The organism is Lactobacillus sp. 23-2 (assembly GCF_044902225.1).
In the GTDB taxonomy this organism is placed as follows: domain Bacteria; phylum Bacillota; class Bacilli; order Lactobacillales; family Lactobacillaceae; genus Lactobacillus; species Lactobacillus absianus.
Genome location: NZ_JAOQBX010000001.1, coordinates 46,438 through 69,664, shown reverse-complemented (window position 1 = coordinate 69,664; position 23,227 = coordinate 46,438). Strand labels below are relative to the sequence as shown.

Genomic DNA, 23,227 nt, shown 5'->3' with positions numbered 1-23,227 from the left:
TTATTTTGAAAGAAAAGCGGATCTTTTTGCCTTATAATGAAATAGTGTTGAGAAAGCTACAATAATCAGCTGCAAGATGAAAGAGGGAATTACTAATGCTGGAAAAGAGCTTCTACAAGACGCTGCTGAGCCACTCCTTCAACATCCCGGTCAGGGTCAACTACTGGGACGGCAAGTCAGACGTGTATGGCGCCGGAGACCCGGAAGTCACCATTACCTTCAATGAAAAGATTCCAGTGAAGGCCGTGGCTGCCAACGCCTCCCTTGCCTTGGGCGAAGCCTATATGGACAAGAAGATCGAAATTGACGGGAGCATCCAAAAGCTCCTGACGGCGGCTTATGAAAGCTCTGAAAGCTTCATGCGCAACGCGAAGCTGCGCCATTTTCTGCCAAAGCAGAGCCACAGCGAGCGCCAGTCCGTCAGCGATATTCAAAGCCACTACGACGTCGGCAATGATTTTTACAAGCTCTGGCTGGACGATACCCTGACTTATTCCTGCGCCTACTTCACCAATGGCAATGTAAATGACTTGAAGAAAGCGCAGATTGCCAAGGTCCACCATATCTTGAACAAGTTGCACCCGGAAAAGGGCAAGACTCTGCTGGACATCGGCTGCGGCTGGGGGACCTTGATGCTGACGGCGGCCCGGGAATATGGCTTGAAGGTTACCGGGGTGACCTTGAGCGAAGAGCAGTACTACCTGGTCAGAAAGACGATTGAAGCCGAAGGGCTGCAAGACGTCGCGGAAGTCAAGCTGACCGACTACCGGGAATTGGGTGACCGGCAATGGGACTATGTCACTTCCGTGGGGATGTTTGAGCACGTGGGCCAGGAAAACATGGGCTTGTATTTCAAGGACGTGGCCCGCTATCTGAAAAAAGACGGCGTGGCCCTGATTCACGGAATCACCCGCCAGCAGGGCGGGGCCAACAATGCTTGGATCAACAAGTACATCTTCCCAGGTGGCTATGTGCCTGGCCTGGCGGAAATGGTCGGCCATATCGTTGACAACGGGATGCAGCTGGCTGATGTAGAAATGCTCCGCCGCCACTACCAGCGCACTCTAGAAATCTGGGACCAGAACTTCAATGACCACCGGGCGGAAATTCAAGCTCATTTTGGCGAGCGCTTTACCCGGATGTGGGATCTCTACCTGCAGGCTTGTGCCGCTTCTTTTGAATCCGGCAATATTGACGTCATGCAGTTCCTGTTGACCAAGGGGCCATCCGGCAAGAACCTGCCAATGACCCGCGACTACATGAGCAATCAGCAGTAGGTGCCAAGCAGAAGGCAGAAAAATATCGCAATAAAAAAGCTGGAAGTCAGATGAGTGACTTCCAGCTTTTTGCTAGAGATAAATTAGATGAGACAAGTGAACTGCTTGGCTAAGCGCGGCTTGAGCTCAGGTTCATCTTCCGTTCCAGGAAGTTGAGCAGGCGAGTCAAGAGGAAGGTTAAGACGAAGTAGATGCACATGGTGATGAACAGTGGCATTACCCCCCGGTAGGTAGCGGTTTGCACCAGGCCGGTCTGGTACATCAATTCACCAACGCCGATGGTTGAAACCAGGGAGCTGTCCTTGGTCAGCGTGATGAATTCGTTGCCAAGGGCTGGCCAGATGTTCTTGAAGGCCTGCGGGAAGATGACGTAGCGGTAAGTCATGGCCTGGCTCAAGCCAAGTGACCGGGCAGCTTCAGTCTGGCCGATGTTCACGGAGTTAATCCCGGACCGGATGTCTTCAGCCACGTAGGCCCCGGAGTTCAAGCCGATGGCGATGATCCCGGCAACCAGGGCAGGCAGGTTCTTGACCAGCATCCCGATCCCGAAGTAGACGAACATGATCTGAACCATTTCTGGAGTGCCCCGGAGGAATTCAATGTAGCAGACCGCGATCGCGTGGAGCAGCTTGTTGCTTGACAGACGCATCAAAGCGAAGATGACGCCGAGCACCAGACCGATCAGGACTGAGCAGATGGTGATGATCATGGTGTATTCAAGACCGGTCACGAAATAGCTGGTGTACTTGGTCATGGAGTTGTTTGACTTCTTAGTCGCGGTCTTCATGTCCTTGGCCGCTGCCGGGATGAACTTCTTGTTGAAGAGGTCCTTGTCCTGGCACTTGTCGATGGTCTTGTTGATGGCGGCCACCAAGTCCTTTTGCCCCTTGGCGACGCCGACGGCGTTGCCCATTTGGTCCTGCTTCAGGGTTGACTTGACCAGGGCCAGGCTTGAGTCGTTCATGGCGTAAGTCTTGGCGTTCAGCTCGCCCAAGAGGACCCCGTCGAACTTGCCGGACTTCAAGCCCATCAAGAGGCTGGAAATCTTGGCCAGGCCCTTGACCTTCATGCCAGGCAGGCCGTGCTTCTTCATGACGGTGTACTGGAGAGACCCAGTCTGGGCGCCAACCGTCTTGCCCTTGAAGTCGCTGGTCTTCTTGTACTTGCCCTTGTCAGCCTTGTTGATGACGAAGTAGTCGTTCTTTTCAGCGTAGTAGATCTTGGAGAAGTCGATGCTCTTCTTACGCTCGGCGGTTGGGGTCATCCCGGAGATAATCACGTCAATCTTGCCGGTTTCCAGGGCAACCAGGAGGGAGTCGAAGTCCATGTTCTTGATTTCGCACTTGACGCCCAAATCCTTGGCGATCTGCTTGGACAATTCAATGTCGACGCCGACGTACTTGTTCTTCCCGTTGACGTTCTTGGTGAATTCCAGTGGCGGGTAGTCAGCGGACAGCCCAACGACGAGCTTGCCGCTCTTCTTGATCTTCTTTAAAACGGTGCCAGAGGCAACTTTCTTAACGTTCTTGCTTGATGCTGCGGAGACCGTGGCAGCTGGACCGGTGGCCAGGGCGCCGGTGACGACGGCACTGACCAAAAGCAGCAGCACGGAAAAGATTTTGATTAGTTTCTTCATGATGTGTCTTTCCATTTCCTTGTCTGTAACTTACGCTTCGAGAATCTTGGCTAAGAAGTCCTTGGCCCGGTCGCTGGTAGGGTGATCGAAGACTTCGTCTGGGCTGCCTTTTTCTTGCAGGTAGCCATCGGCCATGAACCAAACTTCATCGGAAACCTTGCGGGCAAAGCCCATTTCGTGGGTAACGATGACCATGGTCATCCCGGAAGTAGCCAGGTCCTGGATCGTCTTTAAGACTTCGCCGACCATTTCTGGGTCAAGGGCAGAAGTAGGTTCGTCAAACAGCATGACTTCTGGCTTCATAGCCAGAGCCCGAGCGATCGCCACCCGCTGCTGCTGGCCGCCGGAAAGACTGGTCGGGGTGTGGTCGGCAAATTCATCCAGGCCGACCTTCTTGAGAAGCTTGTGAGCCAGGGCAGTAGCCTCGCCGTCAGCCATGCCCTTAACCTTCATTGGCGCCAGCTTGATGTTTTCCAGGACGTTCATGTTTGGGAAAAGGTTGAAGTTCTGGAAGACCATGCCCATTTTCTGCCGCAGCTTGTCCAGGTCATCGCTCTTCAGGTCCGTCAATTCCGTCCCTTCAAATAGGACCTGGCCGCTGGTTGGCTTTTCCAAGAGGTTCAGGCAACGCAAAAAAGTACTCTTGCCGGACCCGGATGGCCCGATCACAGTGATTACTTTGCCCTTCTCGATCTCGGCGTTGATGTCCTTGAGGACTTCTTTGTCGCCGTAGTTTTTCTTCAAGTGCTTAACTTCGATGATACTGTTCATAATTAAATCCTTCATCTACGATCTCGGCAGCGAGGATTTGATTAGCAATGAATGGAAGTCAACTGGCAAGTAAACTGTATTGCAAGAGTACTTTACAGGTAAGAGGAAGACTCCGTCTGCCTCACCAATATTCAATTAAATATGGGAAGAGGAAGAAGACTAACAACTTGTGATGACTGCTATTCATTGCCAAACAAGTCAAAACCGCGTTCTGCCATGCTGATAACAACGAATTCAGTTGATCTACAAGTCTTCATCAAGCGATGAAAACTATGTATTTACAAATTGCCTAGTATTCCTCATCTTAATTATCTCCTTTGCTGGACATGTGCTTGTCCATCTCTTATTGATTTTTAATTTTAAACTAATGTTTCCGAGATTGCAAGGGAAATTTTAGAAAAAAGCATAATTTCATGAAAGATTGCTTTAAGCCGCGGCAGGGGAGGGGGAAAACGGCGCAAAAAAAAAGAGCCTGCCGAAGCAAGCTCTTTTCTTAAGTTGTGTTGAAACTAACTTAGTTCAGTAAATTAGTCCAAGTCAACGTTGTCTGGGAAGAAGTCAAGACGTTCGCCGTCACCGAGTTGTTCTTCGATTCTCAGCAATTGGTTGTACTTTTCAACACGTTCTGAACGAGCTGGGGCACCAGTCTTCAGTTGGCCGCCGTTAGTAGCAACAGCGAAGTCAGCGATGAAGGTGTCGCCAGTTTCACCTGAACGGTGAGAAATCATGGTGTTGTAGCCGTTCTTGCGTGAAAGACGGATAGTTTCCAAGGTTTCAGTTACAGTACCGATTTGGTTCAGCTTGATCAATGAAGCGTTACCTGCGCCTTCCTTGATAGCCTTGTTCAACAGCTTAGGGTTGGTGCAGATGAAGTCGTCAAGAACGATTTGCAGACGGTCCTTGTGGCTTTGAGTGAACTTAACCATACCGTCAACGTCGTTTTCGTCGTATGGGTCTTCCATTGAGATCAATTCTGGGAATTCTGCGAGCAGCTTGTCGTAGTATTCAGCCAATTGTTCGTCGTCAAGAACCTTGCCTTCCAGGTGGTACTTGCCGTCTTCCTTGTTGAAGTAGTATGAAGCGGCACAGTCACAAGCGATGGCAATGTCTTCACCAGGAACGTAACCAGCGCGTTCGATAGCTTCGTGCAAAGCCTTCAAAGCTTCTTCTGAGTCCTTCATGTTAGGAGCGAAACCACCTTCGTCACCCAAGCCAGTTTCGTAACCCTTTTCTTCCAAAACCTTCTTCAAGGCGTGGTAAGTGTTAACGATCTTTTCGAAGCCGTCACGGAATGAAGTCTTCTTAACTGGAGTGATCATGAATTCTTGGATGTCGATGCCGTTGTCAGCGTGTTCACCACCGTTGATAACGTTGTGGAAAGTTTGAGGCATTGACAAGTCAGTACCACCAAGGTAACGGTAAAGAGGTTGGTGGGTAGCCTTAGCAGCTGCTACAGCAGTAGCCATTGAAGTACCCAAGATAGCGTTGGCGCCCAACTTACCCTTGTTTGGAGTACCGTCAAGTTCGATCATAGCCTTGTCGATAGCTGGTTGGTTGAATGGGTCTGCGCCTTGCAGTTCGTTGTTGATTGCAGTGTTAACGTTGTTAACAGCCTTCAGAACACCCTTGCCACCCAAACGTGAGCCACCGTCACGCAATTCAACAGCTTCGTTTTCACCAGTTGAAGCACCTGATGGAACTTCAGCGCGGCCAACTACGCCGTTTGACAAAGTAACTTCAACTTCAACAGTTGGGTTACCACGTGAGTCAAAGATTTCTCTAGCATGAACGTTTTCAATAACAACCTTAGTCATTAAAAAATCCTCCTTAAAATATGTAAACGGGAAAAACGGATATTTTTCCGCCTACCAGAGCATTTGCCCTGTAATCATTTACAAGTAAATTATAGCCTAACTTTGTGAACGCGTAAACAGAATAATCTTAGAAACCGTTCACAAAATCGCGTTTTTTCGTTAATTTTACTAGCGTAAATGTTATGTTAAGCTCCTTTTGTGAAAGCATGTTAAAAAATGTGAAAGCGGTTTGGCGAAAAATTCCCGCCCAAGGCAAAAACTGCTAAAATAGAGATATAAACAATTTGCAAATCGAATTAGCCTTTGTTGCTAAGACATAAATGATGAGCTGGAAAAGGACGGACAATTATGGAAAAAGTAAGATTGATTCTTGATTCAAGTTCCAATACCCTCAGCGACCCAGCCCGCAACCTGGTCGTGGTGCCGCTGACTTTGACTTTTGGCGAGGAGAACATGCTTGATGACGAGAAGCTGGATATCAGCGAGTTCCTGGCCAAGATGGAAGCCAACAATGAGGCGGGAAAGACCGCGGCGCCAAGCATTCAGCGCTGGCTGGACGCCTTGGAGGGGAGCGAGAACGCGATAATCGTCACGCTGACCAGTGGCTTGTCAGGTACCTATTCTTCAGCTCTGCAAGCCAAAGACATCTATCTGGAGCAGCATCCTCACGCCAATGTGATCGTGGTTGACTCCCGGTCAGCCGGCCCGGAGCTGGAGGTCGTTCTGGAAGGAATTGAGGCGCTGATTAAAGACGACAAGCTGCGCTTTGCCGATTTGGAGGCCAAGATTGCTGAGTTCAGGACGCGGACTCACCTGCTGTTCGTGCTGCAGTCATTGCGGAACCTTTCATTAAATGGGCGGGTTTCGCCAGCGGTAGCCAAGATCGCGGGCGTCTTGAAGATCAATTTGATCGGCACGGCCAGCGTTGACGGGGAGCTGCAGCCTTTGACCAAAGCCAGAGGCATGAAGAAGGCCTTAAAAGAAATCGTCAAGCAGATGGAAGGGATGAAATACCAGGGTGGCCGGGTCGTCATTGATGAGTGTGAGAACGCGACCGACGCGGAAAAGCTGAAAGAGGCAATTCTGGCTTCCTACCCGGACGCCAACGTGACCATCCGGCCAATGCGTGGCCTGTGCTCCTTCTATGCAGAACGGGGCGGACTGATGATTGGCTTTCATGAATAGGCAAAATTGCTGTTTTGAGAGATAAGAAAAACTACGGACTGCTTGGTCCGTAGTTTTTGCATGTTATTAAAGTTATTAGCCCTTAAGGAACAATACGGCATACAAGGTCTGCATGACCGTGAAGCAGAAGACGGACAGGGCAACGGCCCCTAAGACGTCTGATGGATAGTGTGCCCGCAGGTTTAAGCGGGAGACGACGACAAAGGCCCAATAGATGAGCAGGATCAAAGGCAGGTAGCTAGTAGTGATCCGCCGCAAAAGGGTATAAAGAATGAGGCACATGGTAGTGGCCCCAATCACGTGGCCGCTGGGGAAAGAGTATCCTTCTTCTTCAGACAGGTGCGACCGCGGCCGGCTTCGCTTGACTAAGTGCTTGATGACATAGCCTGCACCGTCAGTCACGCCCAGGGTCAGCAGAGTCCAAAGGCCCAGCTTGTAGTCGCCTTCATTGATCAGGATTCCGGCGATCAGGACGTCCCAGACGATAACCAGCTTGGGCTCGTTGATGAAAGCGATGATCTTCCAAAAAATATTTTTCTGGGTCTTGACCAGCTTTTGGTGAAGGCGCCGGTCGAAGCGGTTGAAGGCGGGCGAATACAGGATGCCTAAGACCAAGAGAACCAGGACGAGACCAGAAATGCTCAGGGAAATTACGTCTATTTTCAAATTGCTTGTTCCTTCTGCAAAAAGTTCGCAAACCAACTGTTTCAGAAAGTTCGACGACAAATTGTTAATGTACGATAGATTTTAACGAAAAATATTTTACACGTCTATCAAAAGCAATTCAATAGGAAAAAGTAAGCGAATACAGGGCCCATACGAGAATGCCCAAGCGTGAGCACATCATATTGCCAACTAGCCAGTACTCGGTTGAATTATGGAAAACGACCGGCACTGGTGTGTTGGCCTATCTATCAAGCCAAGTTCTAGAGGATTTGGCATGAAAGTAAAAAATCATGCAAAAGATGGCGCTAAGATGCTCAAAAACGCTATAACGGTTTGTCAATGAATTAGTCTACGCGGCTGGATATGACGTCAACTGGTTTTAGTGACTTAGGCGTGGTCTCCAGTATCGGATACCAATCAGCTTGGCAGAAATAGCCAGTGCCATGGGGGGCTGAGCAACTCTGGGCTTTGGAATATTATTTAGGTAATAAAGCTTGTTAATTTGAGGAAGGCTAAGCTATGTTATATTTATAGGAGAAATGGGGTGGCCAGAATGGATGACGATAAAAAGGATTGGATAAAAGGCTTTATTGAGTTCGTAATTTTTGTCGTTGTAGTTTTTGCACTGGGCGTCTGGCTCACTTCGATTATTTTTGATCATTTTGGCTACATAATTGTTGGCGCTATTATTTGCGCAATACTTCTCGTTGGCGATATATTTAGCCATTTCTTATAACATAGCAAACTAATCTCGAACCAAGCCTAAGCGAAAACTTGGGAAGGTGTAACGACTAGAAAAAGTAAGCTAAAAAACTGCGCGTTAATAACGCGCTTTTTTCATGCCTAAATTTCCATAAAGTCAAACTCAGTTTGGCATCAAGAAATCGTAGCATGAAGGATCTGGCAATACTATTTTAGTATGATCAACAAGCACACCAAAAAATATGAGCACAGTTGAGAAAGGAACACTGTTCAAATCGCCATTTGGTTCAACCTGTTCATAAGCAGGTCAAAGTCAACGATCTTAGAACAAGCAGGCATAAGATGACATTGGGAGCAGCAATGCTTCCGGCAATTACGCCGGCTTCAAATGGCCTATCTAATTTTCTTGCATCAAAAGAACTAAAAATTTTTACAAGTGGCTTAGTCAAGGCAACTGGTAGGTTGACCACTGCAAGAAAGCTGAGGACGATACGGCTGCAGACTCATTGAGCACTTTTTACACGGCATTTAAGAAGGTGAAAAAGGATCTACCAAGTAATTCCAAGATGTTGGGGATGCATCGATCACGCTGATTTCAATAACAGAATAGCCTAGCTCCCGTTGAAGGAGCTAGGCTTGTTTTTGCTTTAAAATAAAAAAGCAGTCAGTAGCCGAAACTACTTACTGCTTTTATAGAGCTTGGTTACCGTTTGGTTCCCGATTTCTCTAAGGAATGTTGATATATCAACGTTTTTGAGCCACATTTTAAGGAGCGTACAGGATTTGAACCTGCGCGCCAATTCAACATTGGTTCGGCGGATTTCGAGTCCGCTGCATTACCACTCTGCCAACGCTCCAGAACATTTAAAATTATACTTTAATTTCTGCCAAATGTAAAAGGAATCTTCTAAAAAGAAAAAAAATCTTTAAATGGGGGATCATAAGATTCGATTAAAGGGCAAGAAAAGTTCATGATTGTCTGATACAGTGATAGATAGAAATGAGGAAAATATATGAGTATTTATGATAAATATGCTGCCTATCTGCCGCAGATTTTGGACGAGACTATGGCGCAGATCCGGGAGATCGGTCAAGCCTATCAGGAAAAGAATGGCCAGAAGCTCTACGAGCACCTTGAAGGCCGGGTAAAAGGCGAGGAAAGCATGACTCAAAAGTGCAAAAAGAAAGGCCTGCCTCTTACGCCTGAGAGTGCGCTGCTTGAAAATCGGGACGCAATTGGCCTTAGAATCGTCTGCAATTTTATTGATGACATTTACACCTGCATTGATTTGTTAAAGAAGCAGAGCAATTTCAAAATTGTTAAGGAAAAAGACTACATTACCGATGCCAAGGCAAACGGCTATCGGTCCTACCATCTGATCATGGTGGTAGAGACGCCGTTTGAAGATGTGCATGGCAACAAGCCTGGTCAGTATTTTGCCGAAATCCAGCTGCGAACGATTGCAATGGATACTTGGGCCAGCTTGGAACATGAGATGAAATACAAGCATGATATCAAGAATCCTGAACGAATCAGCAAAGAGCTTAAGCGCGTAGCTGATGAGTTGGCGTCATGTGACGTAAGCATGCAGACGATCCGGCAGTTAATTAAGGAAGGATAATTTTTATGAAAATTCTTTTGGCTGAAGATGAAGCACAATTGAACCGTGTTGTAACGGTTGCCATGCAAAAAAGCGGCTATGAAGTCGATTCAGTATTTAACGGTCAGGAAGCTGTCGATGCCGTCAAAAAACATCCCTATGACGTAATCATCATGGATATCATGATGCCGGTCAAAAATGGCCTGGAAGCGGTCAAGGAAATCCGCGCCACTGGTGATAAGACTTATATCATGATGCTGACGGCCAAATCTGAAATCGATGACAAGGTGACTGGGCTGGACGTCGGTGCAGATGACTACCTGACCAAGCCATTTTCATTAAAGGAACTGTTTGCCCGCTTGCGGTCAAAAGAGCGCAGAAGCGAAGACTATAATAGCAAGCAAGAGCTTAACTATGACAACTTGAAGCTTGACCTTAATTCTCAGGAATTGTCGAGCAATAACTCAATCAGCTTGTCGAAGCAGGAAACCAGTCTGATGCGCTACTTTTTACTTAATCCTGGCAAGCAGCTTTCAACGCGTGAGCTTTTCAACCATGTTTGGAAAGAGGAGGACGAAACAGAGGACGTCGTATGGGTCTATATCTCGTATCTGCGCTCCAAGCTCCAGTCAATTGGCGCTCACGTGAAGATTCTGGGTGAAAAGGGTGGCAGCTTCAGCTTGACGAGGGCCTGATCATGATTAAAAAAATTCGCCGCCGCTTTATGTGGCTGGCTACGTTCTCACTCTTCCTGGTCATGATAATTTCTTTTGCCAGCTTAATTGGCATTTCCTATGCAAGGTCTAATTCGGAAGCGGATGAGATTCTGACCGTGATTGTAAAAAATGACGGTCGCTTGAACCTCAAGGAAGCGAAGAATCGCCTTGGCGACCAGTACAACCGGGAAGGAATGTTCAAGTACCGCTATTTCACGGGCATGCTGGATACCTCAAAGGCAAAGACGACTGTGATTGATTCCGATCACATTATTGCAGATTCCTTGAATTCTGCCTTGAGCCGGGATCGAGAAGTAGCGCTGGCTGTAAGAAATGGCAAATTAAGAGGAACCATTCATTCCAGTCACATGCGCTTTCGCTACTTGGCCAAGAAGGTATCCAAAAACAAGTATTTTATCTGTTTCATCGATTTGGCACCTTTGATCCAATCAACCCTGCTGCTAGTTAGATATGCAATGTGCTTCACGATTGCCGGCGTGTTGATCTTCATGGTGATCATGGGACTTTTGGCAGGAAAAGCAGTTGAGCCGATCAAAGAGGCCTATGACAAGCAGCGGCGCTTTATTACCAATGCTGGGCATGAACTGAAGACGCCACTGGCAGTTATCAGTGCCAATACCGAAATGGAAGAAATTCTTGGAAACGATGATGAATGGAATCAGAGCACGATCGAGCAGGTTCAGCGGATGACGCGCCTGATCGATGAATTGATTACTGTTACCAGGATGAGCGAGCCGGATGAGTTGGTCCTTTCTCCTATTAATTTTTCAGAAAAAGTTTCAGAATCAGCCAAGTCTTTCAGATCCGTTCTGGCTAAAGATGGCAAGGACTACGAGGTTAAAATTGAGCCAGACCTCTACGTCAACGCTGAATCAAGAAGTCTGCTTGAATTGGTCAACATTTTGATTGACAATGCGCAGAAATACTGTGATGATCATGGCAAGGTCTTGGTTGTCCTGGCCAAGAGCCGGCTCAATCAAAACGCTGTTCTTACCGTCTCAAACTCTTATCGGGATGGCAAGAACGTTGATACTAAGCGCTTCTTTGAACGCTTTTACAGAGAGGATGAATCCCATCACCACGACGAGAAGAAAAAGTCGGGCTTCGGGATCGGCCTCTCGATGGCCCAAGACTTGGTCTGCACCTTTGGCGGCAAGATTTCCGCTCACTGGGAAGACGGAGTCATGACCTTTATGGTTACCTTAAAACGAACACGTTAAGCAAGCACTCCGCCGGAGTGCTTTTTTGCTGTGATGAGGGATTTTAAAGTTTTTAGTAAGGATTGAGAAGATCATAGTATAATTGGGTGTAACCGCTATATTTCAATAGCTAGAAAAAGAAGAAAGAGAAATAGAGGGAAAAATATGGCAAAGCCTAAAGAGTATACAATCGGTCTTGACATTGGTACTAATTCAGTTGGATGGGCAGTTACCGATGATCAAAATAATATTCTGCGGATCAAGAGCAAGAAGGCAATTGGCGCCCGCTTGTTCACGGAAGGCAGCGTAGCTGCGGAAAGAAGAGGCTTCAGAACGACTAGGCGTCGGCTTTCAAGAAGAAAGTGGCGCATCAAGCTGCTTGAAGAACTATTCAACGAAGAAATTGCCAAGGTAGACCCAAGTTTCTTCGCAAGACTGCATGAATCTTGGATTTCTCCAAAAGACAAGAGAAAACGCTACTCTGCAATCATTTTTCCTACTCCGGAAGAAGACAAGAAGTTTCATGATGAATATCCAACGATTTATCATTTGCGCGACAAGTTGATGAAGGATGATCAGAAGCATGATATTCGGGAAATCTACATTGCCATACACCAAATGATCAAAGCGCGCGGAAATTTCTTGCATGATGAATCCGTAGAAACTTACCGTTCAGGGATGAGCTCATTGGGTGGTCGGAGCGAAAGAACCATTTTGAGCGTTCAAACTCTTGAAGATTTGAATGATCTTTTTGCTGAGAATGAAGGCACAGAGGACGTTGAACTAAATGTTGCTTCAGCTAATCAGATTAATGATATCCTCACCGGTGGTCATTTGAATTCTGATAGTCAGAAAGAGATTGCCACCCTTTTGCTGCCAAGCAGCTTTCCGGCTTTTGAAGAAAAAGCCAAGGAAAAACAGGTCCAGAAACTGATCAAAAATGTGGCAACGAATATTTCTAAAGCATGGTTGGGATATAAGGCGGATTTCTCAACTATTCTGAATATCGCCAATGTTGACAAGGATAAAAAGAAAACTTTCGCTTTTGCTTTGCAAGGCGCGGATGAAGAAGACAAAATACAAGAATTGGACTCTTTGTTAGAACAGAGCCAAACAGAGATTGTGGATCGTCTTGTTGAGATCCGGCATGCAATTGTTCTTAGTGAGATTGTTCCAGTCGGAATGACCTTGTCTGAAGCGATGATCGAGAAGTACGAGCAGCACAAAGAAGACTTGGCTACTTTAAAGGCTGTCATTCGGAATACAAAGGACAAAAAGAATGCTGCTAAGTTACAGGCAATTTATGACTTGTACGTCAACAATCGCCATGCAGATTTGGCAAAAGCAATGAAGCTGACTGGGATTAAGAAGAGAAGCGAATTACTTGATCCTGAGGAACTTGAAAAGAAAATTTCTAATTTGTTGGATGATTCCCCAGCAGCACTTGAGATTAAGCAAAGACTCGAAGAAAAGACCTTTTTGCCTTTGCAAAGATCAAACAACAATGGCGTAATTCCAAATCAGCTTCATCAAGTCGAACTCGATGAGATTATCAAGAAGCAGAGTAAGTATTACCCATTCTTGGCTGAGAAGAATCCAAATAAATCCGAAGAAGCTCAAAAGAAGGCTCCAACTAAGTTGGACGCCTTGCTGACTTTCCGCGTGCCGTACTATGTTGGTCCAATGATTACCAAGGAAGAACAGGAAGCCCAAGACGGTCATAGTTTTGCTTGGATGATTCGAAAGGACTCGAAAGACCACAAGAGGATTACTCCGTGGAACTTTGATGAAAAAGTTGATCGGATGGCATCAGCTACGCAATTCATCAAGAGAATGACTACAAAGGATACTTATCTTTTGGGAGAGGATGTTCTGCCTTCATCCAGCTTAAAGTACCAATTGTTTACGGTGCTGAATGAACTGAACAATCTGCGGATAAACCATAAAAAGCTGACCCGTGAAGAAAAGGAACAAGTAATTGAAGATCTGTTCAAGAAGTACAAGACTGTTAAAACGGACAAATTTAAGAATTACTGGCTCAAGGGACATGCTGGCTTAGACGTGAAAATCCAAGGAATGGCAGACCCAGCAAAATTCAATTCCACGATGTCAACTTATATTGACTTGCGGAAGATTTTTGGCGATCAGGTCAATGATGAGCGTCGGCAAAATGACTTTGAAAAGATCATTGAATACTCGACGATTTTTGAAGATCGTAAAATTCTTGCGAAAAAATTGCATGCTGATTTTGCCTGGTTAAGCGAAGAGCAGATCAAGCAGCTTTGCCGTCTTCGCCTGCAAGGCTGGGGAAGGTTATCCTTAAAGCTGTTGACGCGCTTGACGGATGCTGAGGGCCAGAATGTACTCGAACGACTTTTAAATAGCAATGACAATTTTATGCAGATTGTCAGGGATCCAGTCATCAAAGCCAAGATTGAACAAGAAAATCAGAAGCTCCTGCGTGATGATCAGTCTGGGGATGCAACCGAGAGCATTCTGGATGAAGCATACACTTCACCTCAGAACAAGAAAGCTATCCGTCAGGTAATGCGTGTTGTTCACGATATCGTCAAAGCTTGTGATGGTAATCTTCCAGCAAAATTTGCAATTGAATTTGCCCGGTCACAAGAGGATGATCCTAAGCGGACAGTTGCCAGAGCTGACAGACTGCGGAAAATTTATGCTCAAATCAGTGATGAAATTGTCAGTCAAGGCGTTAAGGATCAGCTGAACGGAATGAAGTCGCTTAAAGATCGCTACTACCTGTATTTCATGCAGGGGGGCAGAGATGCTTACACTGGAAAGCCACTGAACATTGACCGTTTGTCAGACTATGATATTGACCACATTATGCCACAGTCCTTTATCAAAGATGACTCTTTGGATAACAGAGTATTAGTTGCCAGAGCCGTGAATAATCAAAAATCTGACAATGTTCCAGTATTACTGTATGGCAATCATTTGGTCGCTGACTTGGGGATTACCGTTCGTGAGATGTGGGATAGATGGCAGAAGAGCGGCATGATCTCCAAGAGAAAGCTGACAAATCTGCTTACTGATCCAGAAACGCTCTCAGAGTACCGTGCTGAAGGATTCATCAATCGTCAGCTGGTGGAAACCAGTCAAGTAATCAAGCTGACGGCTACCATTTTGCAAAGTGAATTTCCTGACAGCAAGATCATCGAAGTTCCAGCAAAATACAATTCGATTTTGCGTAAGCAATTTGATTTGTACAAGAGCCGTGAGGTTAACGACTACCACCATGCTATTGATGCCTACTTGAGTACAATTGTTGGCAACTATCTCTATCAAGTATATCCAAATCTACGCCGGTTATTCGTCTATGGCGAATTCAAGAAATTTGACCATGGTGCAGAAGAATCAGCACATCAGGTTGTTAGACGCGTCAAGTCGATGAACTTCTTGGATGACCTTCTGCGTGGCAAGAATGGCGATGACATCTTCTGTAGAAGTACTGGAGAGATTGTATTCAGCCGAAAGGATATCATTTCAAAGCTGAAGCAGGCATACTCTTTCAAGCAAATGTTGGTAACGCAAGAAGTATTTACGAAAAAATCAGCTTTGTTTGATCAAACTGTCTACCCATCCCCAGCTAGAGACTCTAAGGCTAGAACTGGCTTGATTCCACGAAAGCAGGGAATGGACACCGAAATATATGGTGGGTACAGTGGTAATCAGGATGCTTATTTTGTATTAGTAGAAGTTATAAAAAGCAAAGGTCATACATTACAGGTTGTTGGCATCCCTATTCGCGCGTTAGAGTCTTTGACAAATTGTTCAAATTATTCTGAGCAGTTGTTAAAGATTGTCAAAACGCAAGTGTTGTTTAATAAGAAGACTGGAAAAGCTAAGAAAGGGATTAACGATGTTAGGATCTTGCTTGATAAGATTCCATATCGGCAACCTGTCTTAGAAAATAGTACTTTCTATATGTTAGGCAGCTCTACTTACAAGTATAATCTTAAGCAAATTTCCCTTAGCCAGCAGTCAATGAAGTACATTCTTGATTACATTGACGATCCAAACTTCAATAAGCATGGAATGACTAAAATTGACCAACAAAACGAAAAGGAATGTTTGTTGTCAGTTTACGATGAAATTTTGGATAAGATGGATAAGTATCTGTCACTCTATGATATCAATGGCTTCCGAAAAAAATTGCATGCTGGAAGGGCTAAGTTCATCAAACTTGAAGTTGCAGAACAGGCAGAGGCAATTAAAAATGTTCTTAAAGGGCTTCATGCAAATTCAGATAGGACAAAAGTTTCCGAATTGGGATTAAGTACATCTTTAGGATTCATGCAAGCTCCGGATGGGATCAAGCTGTCAGACGATGCTGTATTTATTTATCAATCGCCAACTGGACTATTTGAAAGAAGAGTGAAGGTCTCAGATTTGTTAAAATAGGCAGACTATAAAATAAAGCAGGGAGCTACATGTTTGATGTAACTCCCTGTTTTATTGCATAAAAAAAGCCCACAATACGTGGGACAGATATATAAACTCAGTTCCGAAGAACTTTGCTTGATTTTAAATTAGATAGTCTATTCAATGAGATCTAACGTTGGGAGCTACCCAACAACTAAATTATAACATCGAGGTAGAAATAATCAAGGGAGATAAATTATGGGATGGCGAAATGTGATCATTACTCAGCATTCAAAGCTGTCATACTCATCTAATATGATGATTGTTCAGACTAGAGATGGGATAAATCAGATTCCGGTTAGTGATATCAATTTGCTGCTCGTGCTGACGACACAAGCTGTTATTACTAGTGCGTTGATTGCTGAGTTGGCTAAGAAACAAACGAAAGTGATTTTTGTTGATGAAAAGCAAGAGCCAATATGCGAAACTCAAAATTACTATTCTACAAATTGCCAACCAGAAAAGTTGCGCAAACAGTTTAATTGGAGTAAAGACAGAAAAGAGGTCTTATGGACGAAAATTGTTGCTGCAAAAATACAGAATCAGATAAATGTATTGCGCTTATATGACTTGCCAACGAGTGAAATCGAAAATGATTTGCTAGAACTAGAATACAACGATGAGTCCAATCGTGAAGCTACCACAGCGAGAAAATATTTTGCGGAATTATTTGGAAAGGACTTCAAGCGAAGAAAGGGTTCAGATGTAGTCAATGCTGCTCTCAATTACGGCTATTCGATTTTGTTGTCAGCAGTAAATCGCAAAATTACGATGGATGGCAATCGAACATATCTTGGGATACATCACTCGTCAGAAAACAACCCTTTTAATCTGGGATCCGATTTGATGGAACCCTTTAGGCCATTTGTTGATTACTGGCTTTATGATCATAAGGATATGAAGGATTTTACCCCAGATATCAAATATGGCTTAGTTGAGTTACTGAGTCTTAGAGTTATCTATAATGGCGACCGAATGATTTTGGGAAATGCTATCAATCAATATGTTCATGATTGCTTGAGATACTTAGATGGATATTTGTTCGAAATGGATATTGAGCTGAGGGTTGACAATGAGGTACCAAATGATGCGATTGATGATAATGTTTGATTTACCTGTTGATACTGCTGCTGATAGAAAACAGTACCGACAATTTAGAAAAGACCTAATTAATGAAGGTTTTGTAATGATTCAATATTCAGTTTATGTTAGAGTATGTGCCTCGAAAAAGGCAGCACAGCTGCTAGAAAAAAGAATCAAAGGGTACGTTCCGGAATATGGGGTCATTCAAAGCTTGATGCTTACCGAAAAGCAATACAATGATATGCATTTCTTACTAGGCGAACCAGTTAAAGACGTCAGAAACACTTCGGATCGGACGGTGATCTTATGATCGTAACCTATGAGTCTCATAAATCGTTTGAGATCAAAGAAAGCAGAATTAACATCATTGCAACATCTAGTCCAATTGTATATCGAGACCTTATTGAGGGACTGCAGGATAACAATGAGTTGGTAAGATCAATGACTGATGACTATGAGACGATTCCTTTAAATAAAGCATTAGATTGGCTTGGTGACCCACTAATCAGTGAATCCTTGTTTCAAAAATATATGACTAAAGTGACTAGCTATGTGGTAGAAGACTTGAGTGCAGATGGACGAAATAGGATTATTACACTCTATCGTGACTTGTTAAATGCAGTTCAAGATGAGCTTTTTATGGAAGATCTTCCATTGGAAATGAGCTTTGACACGGACTTGAAGAAGCTCATCAAATTCGGGGGACTTCATTTTGATAAGTCTCTTACTAAGGATCCGTATGGTATAATTGAAACGGTACTTAGGATACATGATAGATTAAATCTTAAGTCCATCGTTGCCTTTAGTAATGTAGCTCATTACTTAGATAGGCAGCAATTCAACGAGATTTCTAAATTATGTCTAGAACTAAATAGGGCAATCATTTTTGTTGAATTTTGCAGTCAGAAGGATCTGTCTGTGTATGGGGATGCAAAGCTCAACTATATTGATGAAGACCTTGTTGACTGGTACTAGCTTTGATTAAAGCCTTGTTAAAAAACAACGGTTTTAGAAGGTAGTCTATTCAATGAGTTCTAACCGACGGAAGTCCTCTATGCGATAGCGAGAGCAGTTTTAGAAGGTAGTCTATTCAATGAGTTCTAACCGCCGGCACGTAGTAGCGCACCCACTCACGCCGTTTTAGAAGGTAGTCTATTCAATGAGTTCTAACCGGGCCGGAGCGGGAATCGAACCCGCATTAGTGTTTTAGAAGGTAGTCTATTCAATGAGTTCTAACCGAATTCGTACTTCATTGTAGTGCCCTCCTTTGTTTTAGAAGGTAGTCTATTCAATGAGTTCTAACCGGTTAAGATGATGGAACTAGCAGAGCAATGGTTTTAGAAGGTAGTCTATTCAATGAGTTCTAACCTAGCAGCTTCCAGTGTCCCTTCTTGGTCTTCGTTTTAGAAGGTAGTCTATTCAATGAGTTCTAACCTGGAAAGACAGTTTAAAGGAAGATGACTATGTTTTAGAAGGTAGTCTATTCAATGAGTTCTAACCGGGCAGCTGAAAGACACAAAAAGCTGCTAGCGTTTTAGAAGGTAGTCTATTCAATGAGTTCTAACCGAAGAAATGAGACGACTCACCAGAGGCCAATGTTTTAGAAGGTAGTCTATTCAATGAGTTCTAACCGAATCCATGAGAGCGACCAGCTCAAGCGGATGTTTTAGAAGGTAGTCTATTCAATGAGTTCTAACCGTGATAACCGAGCTGGCGAAAAAATGCGGGTGTTTTAGAAGGTAGTCTATTCAATGAGTTCTAACCGAACGAACAGTTCAATCGTTGCCATGTCGGCGTTTTAGAAGGTAGTCTATTCAATGAGTTCTAACCGAGAGGAGAAAACTAATGGCTATCCCAGATGTTTTAGAAGGTAGTCTATTCAATGAGTTCTAACCTAGCGCCGGGGTGGACCTTCACTCTGAAGTCGTTTTAGAAGGTAGTCTATTCAATGAGTTCTAACCTTAAGAAAAAAGGTCTGCTTCGGCGGTGTCTGTTTTAGAAGGTAGTCTATTCAATGAGTTCTAACCTCTTCATGCGGTTTATCAACATTTAACCGTGTTTTAGAAGGTAGTCTATTCAATGAGTTCTAACCCCGTCTCAATCAGCGACGTTGAGAATTACACGTTTTAGAAGGTAGTCTATTCAATGAGTTCTAACCCATGCGATTTCCGTGAACGGGAACTCTTGACGTTTTAGAAGGTAGTCTATTCAATGAGTTCTAACCCAATACCAGGGAGTCCACTATGACTCAGTGCGTTTTAGAAGGTAGTCTATTCAATGAGTTCTAACCCAATGGGGGCGACAGCATGAACGAAGAAGACAGTTTTAGAAGGTAGTCTATTCAATGAGTTCTAACCCGAAGGAGTGTTTTATTATGACCGTTAGCGTGTTTTAGAAGGTAGTCTATTCAATGAGTTCTAACCCAGCGAGATTGAAGAGGATTTAAGCAATGGCGTTTTAGAAGGTAGTCTATTCAATGAGTTCTAACCCAAAATCTTTTAGCAAAAACAAAGCTCCGGCGTTTTAGAAGGTAGTCTATTCAATGAGTTCTAACCCGCAAACGGCGGGCGCAGGTAAGTTAACGACGTTTTAGAAGGTAGTCTATTCAATGAGTTCTAACCCTCTTTTTCGTTTTTAACTAGAAAACAACTGTTTTAGAAGGTAGTCTATTCAATGAGTTCTAACCAATCGACAGCGGCACCAGGCGTTTTAAGCGGTTTTAGAAGGTAGTCTATTCAATGAGTTCTAACCGTTCCGTCTCGTAGGTGTGGACGCATCAGCGGTTTTAGAAGGTAGTCTATTCAATGAGTTCTAACCGAACCGACTCAGCAGACATTTTGCTGGATCTGTTTTAGAAGGTAGTCTATTCAATGAGTTCTAACCGTCTGACCTTTTGAACGGTTGCTAGTGCTTGGTTTTAGAAGGTAGTCTATTCAATGAGTTCTAACCGGAAAGAACCGAAGTTTTGGAAAGGCAACACGTTTTAGAAGGTAGTCTATTCAATGAGTTCTAACCGTAGCCCTTGCTGGACTTCAGCAAAAAAGATGTTTTAGAAGGTAGTCTATTCAATGAGTTCTAACCGTGGAAAAGTGGCGCTCAATCCACTAAAGTTGTTTTAGAAGGTAGTCTATTCAATGAGTTCTAACCCCCATGCGCTTCACTCTGCGCATCTCATACAGTTTTAGAAGGTAGTCTATTCAATGAGTTCTAACCTGCCAGTTAAGATCTGTAAGTCACACGACCAGTTTTAGAAGGTAGTCTATTCAATGAGTTCTAACCTTCGTTAACCGTTGTTTTGCTCTTCGAAGGAGTTTTAGAAGGTAGTCTATTCAATGAGTTCTAACCTCGGTGTATTCCACCGTATTCTTGTAGATCAGTTTTAGAAGGTAGTCTATTCAATGAGTTCTAACCCTGAAAACAGGACCAAGGTGACCCTAATCAAGTTTTAGAAGGTAGTCTATTCAATGAGTTCCAATTCGATGTTCAATTGGCAACAGGTGTTGCCTGATTTGCTTTGGAATCATCCTACGTAAGTGGGGGTGATCGTTTTAGTAGGGTCTATTCAAAATATTAAGTGCTTTTCACCATGTGAGAAGCACTTTTTACTTGTTTAATTTTTGCTAAAGCAATCCCAGGCACACGCATCAAGCAAAAGATTATAGTAAACTATAGTAGTTTAGAACAGATATTAAATATTGCTGTTTTGATTATTTTTGAAGATTGTCCCCAAAATGGATGACTTATTGAGGAGAGTTTATTAATAATGCAAGAGATATATGTTGTTGCTGCAAAAAGAACCCCGTTTGGCCGCTACCACAAGCAGCTGGCCGATTTTTCCGCCATTGAATTAGGCGAAATTGCCTTAGAAGGGGCTCTGCAGGAAGCAGACCTTGATGCAACGGCTCTGGATGCCCTCTTTATGGGCAACGTCTTGTCCGCTGGCCTGGGCCAGAACATGGCCCGGCAAGTGGCTTTGAACGCCGGAATGCGCCAGGATTCCGTAGCAACCAGCATCAATGAAGTTTGTGGCTCCAGCTTGAAGGCCGTGCGTTTGGCCCAAGCCCAAATGGCTATCGGTGACTTGGGGCTGGTTGCGGTCGGCGGCAGCGAATCCATGACCAACCTGCCAAAAGACCTGATGATGAAAGACGGCTTGATTGATGCCTTCAGCAAGAAACCAATGGGCATCACTGCTGAAAACGTGGCTAAGCGCGACCACGTTTCAAGACGCGACCAGGACGAATTCAGCCTCGCTTCTCACCAAAAGGCCACTAAGGCTTGGAAGGAAGGCAAATTCGACGATGAGGTCCTGGTCATCATGGACGATGAGCGGGAAATCGACCACGATGAGAACGTTCGCCCAGATACCAGCATGGAGGCCTTGAGCAATTTGAAGACCAGTTTCTCAGAAGATGGGACGGTGACCGCGGGCAATGCATCCCCAATCACCGACGGCGCCAGCATGATCATCCTGGCTACCGCTGAGAAGGTCAAGGAATACGGCCTTAAGCCCCTGGCCAAGCTAGGTGCTTACTCAGAAGTCGGCTACGATCCGGAATTCATGGGCTATGGGCCTTACTACGCGATCAGCCGCTTGTTTGAAAAAACTGGCCGCGGCAAGGACGACTACGACTTCTTTGAAATCAACGAAGCCTTCGCGGCAACTACTTTGGCCGTGGCCCGCGACCTGGAGCTGCCTTTGGACAAGGTCAACCGGCAGGGCGGCGCGATTGCCCTGGGCCACCCGCTTGGCGCAACCGGCACCCGGCTTTTGGGCACTGCGGTGCGCCAGCTGCAAAGAGGCGGTGAGCGGGCAGTAGTCTCCCTGTGCATCGGCGGGGGGCTGGCCATCGCCTTTGAGGTTGAAAAAGCATAGATGAAGTTTTACCAAATGTCGCCCCAGGAGCGCCGGAAGGAACTGGCAAAGCAGGGCGCTTCACTTGAGCCGGTTGCTGAGGACACTCTGGCCCGGCTTAACGACATGAGTGAAAACGTGGTTGGGGAAATTGCATTGCCTCTCAGCTGTCTTACCGGCGCCGTAGTCAACGGCAAGCAGTGGCAGATCCCGATGGCGACTGAAGAAGCGTCAGTCGTTGCCGCGGCCAACCATGGCTTCAGCGTTTTTGCCAAAAATGGCGGCGTCACCGCCCACAGCCAGCGCGACGGCATCTATGGGCAGATCGTCTTGGAAGTTGGAGCAGATTTTTCTTTGCCTGACTTTAATGCCCAGCTCCCAGCCTATATTGACCTGGCCAACCAGGAGTTTTCCTCGCTGGTCGGCCATGGCGGCGGGCTGCGGCAAATTTCTGCCCGCCAAGAAGGCGACCTGCTCTATCTTTTGGCCCTGATCGACCCGGCCGAAGCGATGGGGGCCAACAAGGCCAACGCCATCTTGGAATTTCTGGCTGAAAAAATGCAGGCCGAGCCTGGCGTCAAATCCAAGCTCTTTGCCATCCTGTCCAACTATCCCAGTCAGCTGACCAAGGCCGAAGTCACTTTGCCTTTTGCCAGCCTGACTAAAGACGGGGACGTGGCAAGAGGCGAAGAAATTGCCAAAAAGATGGCCCTCTTGAGCCGGATCGGGCAAACCGACGTCTACCGGGCTGTCACCAACAACAAGGGGATCATGAACGGCGTTGACGCGGTCTTGGCGGCAACGGGCAACGACACCCGGGCCGTTGAGGCGGCCAGCCATGCCTACGCGGTCAAAGACGGAAAATATCAGAGCCTGAGCTCATGGACCATCGAAGGCGGCGTCCTGTGCGGGCGGATCATCCTGCCTTTGGCCCTGGGCGTCGTTGGTGGTTCGATCTCCAGCCGGCCTGATATTAGACAAAGCTACTCGATTTTAGGTAAAATAAAAGCCAGAGACTTGGCTAATTTGGTGGCCAGCGTGGCTTTGGCCAATAACTTCGCCGCCATCAACGCCATCTCGACCAAGGGGATTCAAGCCGGCCACATGCGCCTGCAGACCAGAAACGTGGTTGACCTGCTTGAAGCCACTCCAGCAGAAAAAAAGGCGGTCTTCGACTTGATGACCAGCCAGCATAAATATGGCGAAACTGCCGCCAAAGTTTTTTTGAAAGAATTGCGAGGACGATAATTAC

The 23,227-nt window shown here is 45.4% G+C and carries 16 protein-coding genes, 1 tRNA gene and 1 CRISPR repeat array; of the genes, 12 read left to right on the top strand and 5 right to left on the bottom strand.

What is annotated here, in order from left to right:
* The first annotated feature begins 95 nt into the window (after positions 1-95).
* Positions 96-1,277, top strand: a complete 1,182-nt coding sequence (locus tag OCH80_RS00280) for a class I SAM-dependent methyltransferase (protein ID WP_404537009.1) — start codon at positions 96-98, stop codon at positions 1,275-1,277.
* 109 nt (positions 1,278-1,386) lie between these two features.
* Here the strand turns inward: OCH80_RS00280 and OCH80_RS00275 are convergent, their stop codons facing one another.
* The 3 genes from OCH80_RS00275 to eno form a co-directional block, all read right to left on the bottom strand.
* Complete coding sequence (locus OCH80_RS00275) at positions 1,387-2,913, bottom strand: ABC transporter substrate-binding protein/permease (RefSeq protein WP_404537007.1); 1,527 nt, start codon at positions 2,911-2,913, stop codon at positions 1,387-1,389.
* A gap of 30 nt (positions 2,914-2,943) precedes the next feature.
* Positions 2,944-3,684, bottom strand: a complete 741-nt coding sequence (locus tag OCH80_RS00270) for an amino acid ABC transporter ATP-binding protein (protein WP_154548830.1) — start codon at positions 3,682-3,684, stop codon at positions 2,944-2,946.
* Positions 3,685-4,211: 527 nt separating this feature from the next.
* Entirely contained in the window at positions 4,212-5,498 is a 1,287-nt protein-coding gene (eno, locus tag OCH80_RS00265) for a phosphopyruvate hydratase (protein WP_404537005.1), read from the bottom strand.
* Between the two features lie 348 nt (positions 5,499-5,846).
* Here eno and OCH80_RS00260 point away from each other — a divergent pair, with 348 nt between their 5' ends.
* Entirely contained in the window at positions 5,847-6,683 is an 837-nt protein-coding gene (locus OCH80_RS00260; protein ID WP_404537003.1) for a DegV family protein, read from the top strand.
* 75 nt (positions 6,684-6,758) lie between these two features.
* On the opposite strand, the gene OCH80_RS00255 is transcribed toward OCH80_RS00260, so the two are convergent.
* On the bottom strand, positions 6,759-7,349 hold the full coding sequence (locus OCH80_RS00255) for a phosphatase PAP2 family protein (protein ID WP_404537001.1): 591 nt from the start codon (positions 7,347-7,349) through the stop codon (positions 6,759-6,761).
* 553 nt (positions 7,350-7,902) lie between these two features.
* Here OCH80_RS00255 and OCH80_RS00250 point away from each other — a divergent pair.
* Positions 7,903-8,085, top strand: coding sequence for a hypothetical protein (locus tag OCH80_RS00250; RefSeq protein WP_404536999.1), 183 nt, complete (start codon positions 7,903-7,905; stop codon positions 8,083-8,085).
* A 734-nt stretch (positions 8,086-8,819) separates the two neighbouring features.
* Here OCH80_RS00250 and OCH80_RS00245 read toward each other — a convergent pair.
* Positions 8,820-8,908: transfer RNA gene (locus tag OCH80_RS00245), tRNA-Ser, on the bottom strand.
* Positions 8,909-9,064: 156 nt separating this feature from the next.
* Between OCH80_RS00245 and OCH80_RS00240 the strand changes: the two genes are divergently transcribed.
* The 9 genes from OCH80_RS00240 to OCH80_RS00200 all read left to right on the top strand — a co-directional run bounded on the left by OCH80_RS00240 (position 9,065) and on the right by OCH80_RS00200 (position 23,223).
* Positions 9,065-9,673: a GTP pyrophosphokinase family protein gene (locus tag OCH80_RS00240; RefSeq protein WP_404536997.1), complete on the top strand. Its 609-nt coding sequence runs from the start codon at positions 9,065-9,067 to the stop codon at positions 9,671-9,673.
* 5 nt (positions 9,674-9,678) lie between these two features.
* Complete coding sequence (locus OCH80_RS00235) at positions 9,679-10,347, top strand: response regulator transcription factor (RefSeq protein ID WP_404536995.1); 669 nt, start codon at positions 9,679-9,681, stop codon at positions 10,345-10,347.
* Positions 10,348-10,349: 2 nt separating this feature from the next.
* Positions 10,350-11,609: a sensor histidine kinase gene (locus tag OCH80_RS00230; protein WP_404536992.1), complete on the top strand. Its 1,260-nt coding sequence runs from the start codon at positions 10,350-10,352 to the stop codon at positions 11,607-11,609.
* A 144-nt stretch (positions 11,610-11,753) separates the two neighbouring features.
* Positions 11,754-16,016: a type II CRISPR RNA-guided endonuclease Cas9 gene (gene cas9, locus OCH80_RS00225; RefSeq protein ID WP_404536989.1), complete on the top strand. Its 4,263-nt coding sequence runs from the start codon at positions 11,754-11,756 to the stop codon at positions 16,014-16,016.
* Positions 16,017-16,235: 219 nt separating this feature from the next.
* A complete protein-coding gene (gene cas1 / locus OCH80_RS00220) occupies positions 16,236-17,147 on the top strand; it encodes a type II CRISPR-associated endonuclease Cas1 (RefSeq protein ID WP_404536987.1) in 912 nt (303 codons plus the stop codon).
* Positions 17,125-17,430, top strand: coding sequence for a CRISPR-associated endonuclease Cas2 (gene cas2 / locus OCH80_RS00215; protein WP_404537165.1), 306 nt, complete (start codon positions 17,125-17,127; stop codon positions 17,428-17,430). The genes cas1 and cas2 overlap by 23 nt, the downstream gene beginning before the upstream one ends.
* Complete coding sequence (gene csn2, locus OCH80_RS00210) at positions 17,427-18,095, top strand: type II-A CRISPR-associated protein Csn2 (RefSeq protein WP_404536984.1); 669 nt, start codon at positions 17,427-17,429, stop codon at positions 18,093-18,095. Before cas2 ends, csn2 begins: the two co-directional genes overlap by 4 nt.
* 30 nt (positions 18,096-18,125) lie before the next feature.
* A CRISPR array of direct repeats spans positions 18,126-20,597; the repeat unit is 35 nt; unit sequence GTTTTAGAAGGTAGTCTATTCAATGAGTTCTAACC.
* 286 nt (positions 20,598-20,883) lie between these two features.
* A complete protein-coding gene (locus OCH80_RS00205; protein WP_404536982.1) occupies positions 20,884-21,996 on the top strand; it encodes a thiolase family protein in 1,113 nt (370 codons plus the stop codon).
* The gene (locus OCH80_RS00200; protein WP_404536979.1) at positions 21,997-23,223 is read left to right on the top strand and encodes a hydroxymethylglutaryl-CoA reductase; all 1,227 of its coding nucleotides are present in this window, start codon (positions 21,997-21,999) and stop codon (positions 23,221-23,223) included.
* Positions 23,224-23,227 lie beyond the last annotated feature (4 nt).

What these genes read in the sequence shown, in the direction of transcription:
- OCH80_RS00280 (WP_404537009.1), top strand. Translation starts at nt 96, where the DNA reads ATGCTGGAAAAGAGCTTCTACAAGACGCTGCTGAGCCACTCCTTCAAC.
- OCH80_RS00275 (WP_404537007.1), bottom strand. Translation starts at nt 2,913, where the DNA reads ATGAAGAAACTAATCAAAATCTTTTCCGTGCTGCTGCTTTTGGTCAGT.
- OCH80_RS00270 (WP_154548830.1), bottom strand. Translation starts at nt 3,684, where the DNA reads ATGAACAGTATCATCGAAGTTAAGCACTTGAAGAAAAACTACGGCGAC.
- eno (WP_404537005.1), bottom strand. Translation starts at nt 5,498, where the DNA reads ATGACTAAGGTTGTTATTGAAAACGTTCATGCTAGAGAAATCTTTGAC.
- OCH80_RS00260 (WP_404537003.1), top strand. Translation starts at nt 5,847, where the DNA reads ATGGAAAAAGTAAGATTGATTCTTGATTCAAGTTCCAATACCCTCAGC.
- OCH80_RS00250 (WP_404536999.1), top strand. Translation starts at nt 7,903, where the DNA reads ATGGATGACGATAAAAAGGATTGGATAAAAGGCTTTATTGAGTTCGTA.
- OCH80_RS00240 (WP_404536997.1), top strand. Translation starts at nt 9,065, where the DNA reads ATGAGTATTTATGATAAATATGCTGCCTATCTGCCGCAGATTTTGGAC.
- OCH80_RS00235 (WP_404536995.1), top strand. Translation starts at nt 9,679, where the DNA reads ATGAAAATTCTTTTGGCTGAAGATGAAGCACAATTGAACCGTGTTGTA.
- OCH80_RS00230 (WP_404536992.1), top strand. Translation starts at nt 10,350, where the DNA reads ATGATTAAAAAAATTCGCCGCCGCTTTATGTGGCTGGCTACGTTCTCA.
- cas9 (WP_404536989.1), top strand. Translation starts at nt 11,754, where the DNA reads ATGGCAAAGCCTAAAGAGTATACAATCGGTCTTGACATTGGTACTAAT.
- cas1 (WP_404536987.1), top strand. Translation starts at nt 16,236, where the DNA reads ATGGGATGGCGAAATGTGATCATTACTCAGCATTCAAAGCTGTCATAC.
- cas2 (WP_404537165.1), top strand. Translation starts at nt 17,125, where the DNA reads ATGCGATTGATGATAATGTTTGATTTACCTGTTGATACTGCTGCTGAT.
- csn2 (WP_404536984.1), top strand. Translation starts at nt 17,427, where the DNA reads ATGATCGTAACCTATGAGTCTCATAAATCGTTTGAGATCAAAGAAAGC.
- OCH80_RS00205 (WP_404536982.1), top strand. Translation starts at nt 20,884, where the DNA reads ATGCAAGAGATATATGTTGTTGCTGCAAAAAGAACCCCGTTTGGCCGC.
- OCH80_RS00200 (WP_404536979.1), top strand. Translation starts at nt 21,997, where the DNA reads ATGAAGTTTTACCAAATGTCGCCCCAGGAGCGCCGGAAGGAACTGGCA.